Source organism: Cellulomonas sp. P4_A2 (genome assembly GCF_056402515.1).
The window spans coordinates 1-405 of record NZ_JBFUHG010000158.1 but is presented as its reverse complement, the minus strand read 5'-3'; the positions used below and the strand labels follow the sequence as shown (position 1 = coordinate 405).

At 73.3% G+C, this 405-nt stretch carries 1 protein-coding gene; it reads right to left on the bottom strand.

Going from position 1 to position 405, the window contains the following annotated elements:
• The coding region (locus AC1DUE_RS20525; protein WP_477041247.1) for a DUF1707 SHOCT-like domain-containing protein at positions 1 to 289 on the bottom strand (289 nt) is incomplete at its 3' end.
• Positions 290 to 405: the final 116 nt, after the last annotated feature.

Sequence of the window (405 nt, the reverse complement as noted above, 5' to 3'; positions counted from 1 at the left end):
GGCCCGCGGGGGCCTCGGGGCCATATGCGTACGGCGTCGCGGACGACGGCCGGGTGGAGCCGCCGGGGGTCGGCAGGTCCCGTACCAGCGGCTCGAGTTCGCCGACGGTCTTGGCGCGGTAGACGGCATCGACCCGCTCGGCGTGCTCCTCGACGGTCAGCCGGCCCTCGGCCATGGCCTCCCGCAGGATGTCCGCGATCCGGTCGCGGTCTGCGTCGGAGGCGCGGATGCCGGCGGGCGCGGGCGGCGCCGGGGCGGCGGGCTGCTGAGGGTGCTTTTCGAGGTCCACCGGCCCAGCGTACCCAAACGCGATAGATCGCGACTAGGGCCTGTCCGGGGCACACTCCGAGCTGATCGGCGCAGGACGACGAGCACATGCGGTGCTCGAACTGAGCCTTACCTCAC